General features: G+C 64.1%; 6 protein-coding genes. All 6 read right to left on the bottom strand.

The window, feature by feature from the left end:
* Window positions 1-364 precede the first annotated feature (364 nt).
* Complete coding sequence (locus CHB99_RS28820) at window positions 365-1,789, bottom strand: coniferyl aldehyde dehydrogenase (protein WP_042125833.1); 1,425 nt, start codon at window positions 1,787-1,789, stop codon at window positions 365-367.
* Between the two features lie 69 nt (window positions 1,790-1,858).
* On the bottom strand, window positions 1,859-2,509 hold the full coding sequence (locus tag CHB99_RS28815; RefSeq protein WP_042125835.1) for a hypothetical protein: 651 nt from the start codon (window positions 2,507-2,509) through the stop codon (window positions 1,859-1,861).
* Window positions 2,510-2,542: 33 nt separating this feature from the next.
* The gene (locus CHB99_RS28810; RefSeq protein ID WP_042125836.1) at window positions 2,543-3,196 is read right to left on the bottom strand and encodes a c-type cytochrome; all 654 of its coding nucleotides are present in this window, start codon (window positions 3,194-3,196) and stop codon (window positions 2,543-2,545) included.
* 8 nt (window positions 3,197-3,204) lie between these two features.
* On the bottom strand, window positions 3,205-4,692 hold the full coding sequence (locus CHB99_RS28805) for a flavin monoamine oxidase family protein (protein ID WP_042125839.1): 1,488 nt from the start codon (window positions 4,690-4,692) through the stop codon (window positions 3,205-3,207).
* 92 nt (window positions 4,693-4,784) lie between these two features.
* Window positions 4,785-5,501 (bottom strand): hypothetical protein, encoded by a 717-nt coding sequence (locus tag CHB99_RS28800; protein ID WP_042125840.1) that lies wholly within the window; start codon window positions 5,499-5,501, stop codon window positions 4,785-4,787.
* A 79-nt stretch (window positions 5,502-5,580) separates the two neighbouring features.
* Window positions 5,581-6,930: an NAD(P)/FAD-dependent oxidoreductase gene (locus tag CHB99_RS28795; protein WP_042125842.1), complete on the bottom strand. Its 1,350-nt coding sequence runs from the start codon at window positions 6,928-6,930 to the stop codon at window positions 5,581-5,583.
* Between the last annotated feature and the right edge of the window lie 263 nt (window positions 6,931-7,193).

Genomic DNA, 7,193 nt, shown 5'->3' with positions numbered 1-7,193 from the left:
TCCACCTTGCGTTTCACTACAGTTATCGTCACTCAGTCTGGTCACCGCTTTCAGGTGACTGATTTTGGCCCATGCCGGGCACACTGGGAGCGGGCCTTGCCCGCGATGCGCCGTGCGGACGGCGCTCGATTTAAAGAGCACTAGAAGAACATCGCCATGCACCCGCGATGCGCCGCGCGGGCGGCGCTCGATCTGGAGGGCGCTACAAGGCTCAAGGCGGGCACCTGGAAAACCCGACCCGGTTTCCTGGTTGTGTAGAAATGCCAGGCAAAAAAAACGCCCCGAAGGGCGCAAAATGGGGGCATGACATGACAGGAACAGTGTCAGCTCGTAGCAGCTTCGTCAGCCCGTGGAGCACCGTGCATCAACGCAGAACCAAGCGCAGAAGAATCTGGGTGAGGCGACCGTACGGCGGCTTGAGCATGAAGCTGCCATTGTGTTTCGCCTGATAGAAGATCGGACGCATCTTGCTGAAGGTCTGGAACCCTTCCTCGGCGTGATAGTGGCCCAGACCCGAGTTGCCCACGCCACCGAACGGCAGGTTCTCCTGCAGCACATGCAGCATCACGCTGTTGACCGAAACCCCACCGGAAATCGTTTGCCGCAGCACCGTCTCGACCCGCCCGGCATCTTCATCGAACAGGTACAGCGCCAGCGGCCGCTCGTGGGCATTGATGTAGTCCACGGCGTCTTCCAGCCGGCGATAGCCGAGCACCGGCAGCACCGGCCCGAAGATTTCCTCCTGCATGATGAGCATGTCGTCATTCACGTCGAACACCAGGTGCGGCGCCAGCTTGCCGACCCGACGGGCACCTTCGGCATCGGCCAGGGCTACCACCCGCGCGCCCTTCTCCCGCGCATCGGCCAGCAGGGCCTCGATCCGCGCCAGTTGGCGGGCGTTGATCATGCAGGAGTAGTCCGGGTTGTCGGCCAGCGGTGTCGGGTAATGACCGTTCACCGCTACCCTGGCATGCTCGATGAATGCATCTTCGCTACCGGCCGGCAGGAACACGTAGTCGGGCGCGACGCAGGTCTGCCCGGCGTTGAGGCATTTGCCCCAGAGGATGGTTTCAGCCGCTTTCTGCAGCGAATAGCCAGGGGCCACCAGGGTGGGCGACTTGCCGCCCAGCTCCAGGGTGACGGGGGTCAGGTTCTCGCTGCAGTTGCGCATGATCTGCCGTCCCACGGCGGGCGAGCCGGTGAAGATCAGATGGTCGAACGGCAGACGCGAGAAGCCATCGTTGATCCCGGGGCCCGGCTGCACGACCGCCACCAGATCCTCAGAGAAACGCTTGCCGAGCAGTTCCGCGAGCAGGCGGCCGAAGTGGCTCGAATCGCTGGCGACCTTGATCATCGCGCGGTTGCCGGCGGCCAGGGCGCCACACAGGGGGCCGAGGGTCAGGTACAGCGGATAGTTCCAGGGCGCGGCGATGCCGATCACCCCCAGCGGCTGGGCGAGCAACGCGGCGCGCCCGGGCTGGAACCAGATGCCGACACCGCGTTTGCGCGGCTTCATCCAGCCTTTCAGGCACTTGATCGCGTGGTTGATTTCACTGACCAGGCCGAAGAGATCCAGCAGCTTGGTTTCATGCACGGAGCGATGACCGAAATCGCTGGAAATGGCTGCTGCGATGTCGTCCGCGTGGTCCAGCACCAGGGCCTTGAGCGCCTGCAGGTTGGCCCGACGCGATTCGTAGGAAGGGTAACGCTCCTGCGCGAATGCCTTGCGCTGCAGGGCAAAAACTTCGCGCATCCGCTCTACCGCCGGTGCGACTTGCTCGATGGACATGGGGTGTTCTCCGGGTGAGGTTCCGAGGGTTCGCCAGGCTTCGCTGACGAAGCCTGGCGAACGCGCGCATCAGCGCGCGTAGGACGGTTGCTGCTTTGCCCGCGCCAGGGCGAAGAAGGCGTAGTACAACTGGATCATCATGTAGGACCAGGTGACCAGCGCGATGGACATGAAGATCGCCTTCGAGTCGTCTCCCGGGATCGGGTAGAAGTCATAGATGCAGGCCACGATCAGACCGGTCAACGCTGCGACGGTGACGCCCAGCGCATGCAGACGCTCACCGGCACTCAGCAGACGGCCGATGAAATACGCCAGGAAGACCGAATAGGCGGTCCACATGCCCACGTAGAAGTAAGGCAACGGCTTGACCATGAAATCGGCCTTGATCATGACGAAGGTGCTGGCGAAGGTGATCGCGAAGATCAGCGCATCCTTGAGCTTCGAAGGCTTGTAGTCATGGGTGACCGCCATCAGCCCGAGCACGGTCACGATGGGGATGCCGAAGCCTCGCGAGAAGGCGTCGAGGAAGAAGGAAATGTTGTAGGAGACCTTCCACTGGGTCAGCAGGAAGATCAGCAGGTTACTGCCGGAGAATGCCACGATCAGCCACTCCAGCCCCAACAGGAAGTTGCCTTTGCGCAGAAACTTGATGCCATAGGTGGCTCCCGAGGTGACCAGGAGTACACAGGTGAGCAAGGCGGCTATATCTCTGGTTTCCATAGCGAAATTCTCTTTTTTATCGGATTCGGGGTTTCATTTCGACGCTGGGACGAGTGATGCGAGGTAATGGGCAAGCGCTTTGCGATCCTCCGCGGACAAGGTCGCGGTGATCGCCTTCATCGACCCGGTCGGATCGACCCGCCGTCCCTCGGCGAAGGCATCCAGCTGGACCTGGAGGTAGTCGGCGCCCTGCCCGGCCAGACGCGGGAACAGGGCCTGGCCCATCAGCTTCTCGCCATGACAGGCCGTGCAGGCACCCGCGGTCGCCAGCCGTTCACCCTGCTCGCGCAGGGCCGGGTCAGGCTTGAACCAGTGGTTCTCCAGCGGCGTCTGGGCGGCGTAGTGGTTGGCCAGCTTGAGGATTTCTTCCTCGGTGAGCGTCATCGCCAGAGGCTGCATGTTCGGGTTGATACGCTGGCCCTTGGCAAAGGCATGGAGCTGCGCCTGCAAGTACTCGGTGGGTTGCCCGGCCAGGCTCGGATAGCGCTGATGCAGGGAGGTGCCCTGCTTGCCATGGCAGCCAATGCAGGCGTCCGCCGTGTGCGGCCACGGCCCCTCCGTCTCGTAGGCCTGGGTGGTGGTGTCGATATAGTCCAGCAGACGGTACATCCCCAGCAGATCGCGGCCGAACACGGCCAGCAGCACGACCAGGACAACCGCGACACCCAACAACAATTTCTTCTTCATGATCGCCCCTATGCCTTACGCAGCGAACCGAGTGCCTGCAACGCACTCTGATGACCCGAGCGCACCGCGCCGTCCATATAGCCCGCCCAGATTTCCGCGGTTTCGGTACCCGACCAGATGAGGTTGCCGCAGGCCGGTCGCAGCGACGGACCATGCTGGCTCCAGAAGCCGGGCGGAATCGCCGACACGCAGGTGAGGCTCCAGGGATCGGCCTGCCCCCAGTCATGGTCGTGATAGCCGATCGGGCTCAGCGCCTCGTCACCCAACGAGCGGGCATAGATCTGCGCCAGCACCTGGCGCGCGGCATCATGGTCGGACGGCACCATGGCATTGACGACGAAGGCGTTGATCACGCCGATTTCGCCATCGGGCGGCGAGTTGTCCCAGGCCCAGAGCACCTGGCCCTTGATCTCCAGGGTGTGGCCGTTCAGCCCCTTGTCGCGCCAGAACGGCCGCCGGTAGACCATCGCCGTCTTGCGTGCCGGACTGTGCGCGGGCCAGGCGCGCTGCAGGGCGGCGCGGCCTTCGGGCAGCGCGGGCTGGAAGCGCACCTGGTTGCACAGCGCCGGGTGGATCGCCACGATCACGCGCCGTGCGCGGACCTCGCCCTGGTCGGTGATCAGCCTCACCACCTCGCGATCCCAGTCGGCGATTTCCCGTACCGGGCAGGCCAGGCGCAGCTTGTCACCCAGCGCCTCGGCCATGCGCGTGCACAAGGCCTGCGAGCCACCGACGAAGCGCGTGCCTTGCGCGCTGTCCTTGATCGAGTCGAGCTTCATGTAGTCGCAGCTCGCCGAGTTGATCATCGAGAGGAAATGCAGCAGGCCCATCTTGGCCGGGGTTACCCCACCCGTCAGCGTGAGGCTGGTGTCCCAACCAGATCGATCTTCAGGCTTGATATTTTGCTGGGCCAACCAGTCGCCCATCGAAAGCTTGTCCAGTTCCGCTACCCTCGGCGAGGTCCACGGAGCGCCCGACGGCACCACCTTGGACAGTTCGCTGAGCTTGGCGCCGATGCTTTCATCGGTGCCGAAAGTGCCCTTCAGGTCGATTTCAAGGCGGCCATCCCCGCCAAGCACCACGGTCTTGCCCTGGTAGTAGGTCGGGAAGGTGTCGATCTGCAGCTCGCGCGCGAGATCCGCCACGGCCGTCTGGCCGGGGCCGATCCACTGGCCGCCGGCTTCGGAGATCTGCCCCCCGCCCAGGTCATGGTTCAGCACCCGGCCGCCGACGCGCTGACGCGCTTCCAGCACCACGAATGACTGGCAACCTGCGTTCTGCAGGTCACGGGCAGCGGTGAGCCCGGCCATCCCGGCACCGATGATGGCGACATCGAGGACGCCATCATCGGTACCCGAAGCCTTGGGCTTGCCTTCGTCGGCCAGGCTCAGCGTGGCCTGCAGGCCCAGGCCGCCGACGGCCGCCGTGGCACCGGCGAACTTCAGCAGTTGCCGGCGTTTGAGATCGAATGGGTTGGAGGGGGGCCTTTCAGCCATACAGGGAGCCTCGCACGGTTGTTGTTTTCATGTGCCCGGTGAGCCGGGCAGCGCTCTTGTCGGGTTGTCGCCGCGATGCGCGTGGGGCCTGCTCAGGCACCCACCGTCAGACGCGACGAACGTCGGCGCAACTGCAGGCCGAACAGCAGCATCCAGAAGGGGAAGATCAGCACCACGAGGACCAGCAGCGCGTTGGTCACGGCGTCCAGTTGCGGGAAGAAGCCGACGATGAAGTACAGGCCGAAGCACCAGCCGACGACCTTCAACGGCAACAGGATCGAAGCGCCCCAGCCGGCGCTCTTCAAGTGACCGCCCACGATCAGGCCCCAGAACAGCACGACCGGCCCTTCGCACCACCAGAGCCCGCGCTGGCTACCCACGGCGATGGTCGTCCAGGTGACCTCGGCGGCCGCCTGCACGGCCGGCGCGCCGCTCTGGTGAAGCGCTGCGAGCGGGTTGAGCACCGACAGTTGCAGGGCCGCGCCAACCACACCGAGAACCACGTAAGTGGCAATCGCCAGCGCGGCCATGTCGCCCAGGGCACCGGCCTGCTCACGGAACGTGCGCCACAGATAGCCGCCGATCACCAGCAACGGCAGGTAGAAGCCCAGCAGGTCGGCGAACATGGACAGCCTGAAAAACTGCCGCTGCTCCGCCGGCAGGGTCAGCATCTGCGCGCCATCCAGGGTCACGGTCATGTCGCCGTGGGTCACCATCAGCATGAAAGCGACGTTCAGGTAGGCGAAAAGGCCGCCCAGGATCGCCGCCCAGGCTGTCACCCGCACTGCATCGTTCGAATAGCTGTTCATTGTTGCTCCAGGGTTGCGAATGCGATGCGCGAACCTGGCCCAGGGACAGGCCCGCGGCATCACCGGTCTAGTGTGCGAGCTATGCCCGGGCTCTACGGTTCACGTAGCTGTCGAGGACACCGACACCTGCCAGGGCGGTCTTCATGACGCACCACTGCAGTGGCTCGGGCAGCGTCGACGGGGTCTTGTGGCGCAGTGCCGCCAGCAGCGGGTGTTCGATACCGCCGATCCGCTCGGCCAGCAGGTGGCCGACCAGCGACTGGGTGCCGACGCCATGGCCGGAACAACCGGCGCTGTAGAAGACGTTGCCGTGCGTGCCGGTCGCCCCAACCACGGGCAAGGCATCGAACGCCAGGCTGACGTAGCCACTCCAGCAGGCACGGATGGCGCTGCCACGAAGCGTTGGAAAACGATCGTTCAGGGCTTGCTGCAAGGCCTTGTAGGCGGAGTTGTCAGGCTGATTGGGCGTGCCCGAGCCATAGGCGTAGCCGAGCTGCTTGGTGGTGACCAGCAAGGTGTCGCGAGCGGTCAGACGATGGCTTTCCATGGTCCAGTGCGGGGTGACGATCCCTTCCCTGTCGTGCCAGCCCAGTGTCTGCAACTGAGCCTTGGACAGGGGTTCGGTCTCGATCGCCGAAACCCGCAGCGGCACCACCTTGTCGCGCAGCAGGCCCAGTTGCGGCGTGTAGGCGTTGGTGGCGAGCACCAGGAACGGCGCGCGCACGCTGCCCCGCTCGGTACGGCAGGTGATGGTCTGGCCTTCGCTGTAGGACAGCAGCCGGGTCTGCTCGAACAGGCGCACACCGGCCTGCAGCGCGGCACGGCGCAGGCCCATGACGTACTTGCCAGGGTCGAGGGTGCCGCCGTGCTGGGTGCAGCCGAACAGGAACGCGGGCGGAATGCCGCGTTCGCGCATTTCGTCGCGATCGACGAAGCGCGTGACCGAGCCCAGTTCATGGCCGAGTGCCATGCCATGGCGCAGTTTCTTTTCCTGAGAGGGGTGAATCGCTGCGCGGATGATGCCGGAGGGGTTGTAGTCGCAGTCGATGGCCAGTTCCCGCAGGCGTCTTTCCACGTAGCTCACGCCTTCATCGTAGAACGACACGATCTTCCTGGCCTGCGCCAGGCCCACGCGCTTGTGGAACAGTTCGAACTCCACGCCCATGCTGCCCGCCAGGTACCCGGCATTGCGCCCGCTGGCACCGAAGCCAGCGAAGTCCTGCTCCAGGACCACCACGCTGGCGCCCAGCGCGGTCAGCTCCAGTGCGGTCGACAGGCCGGCGAAGCCCGCGCCGACGATGACTGCGTCAGCCTCTATGTCGCCCTCCAGCGCCGCTTGCAGGTCATCCGGACGTTCCACCCATCCACCGATCGGACGGAATTTGTCAGCACCGGTATGGGGCTGCTGTGTTTCGCTGAAATGGTTCATGCACGCTCTCCGGTCAGCTGAAAACCAGCTGGACGACAAGCGCATCGAGAGGCTGCAGGCATGCTGGATTCACACATGGCACCCTCACTGCGACTTGTTGTTGTTTGTTATGACTCTACTGCTGCATTTGATTTAACGCAACTAGTGTTATGTATTTTGTCCAGACCGTTCCAGACAGGCCTTCGGCTTGCTTGACGAGCACGCGAAAGATCTTCGAAACGGCCTGGACAGGTACGCTCGCAGGGTTACTTGAAGAGATACCT

This window comes from Pseudomonas japonica (assembly GCF_900188455.1).
Lineage (GTDB): Bacteria > Pseudomonadota > Gammaproteobacteria > Pseudomonadales > Pseudomonadaceae > Aquipseudomonas > Aquipseudomonas japonica.
The sequence above is the reverse complement of the archived record's forward strand: the minus strand, read 5'-3'. Positions and strand labels throughout refer to the sequence as shown.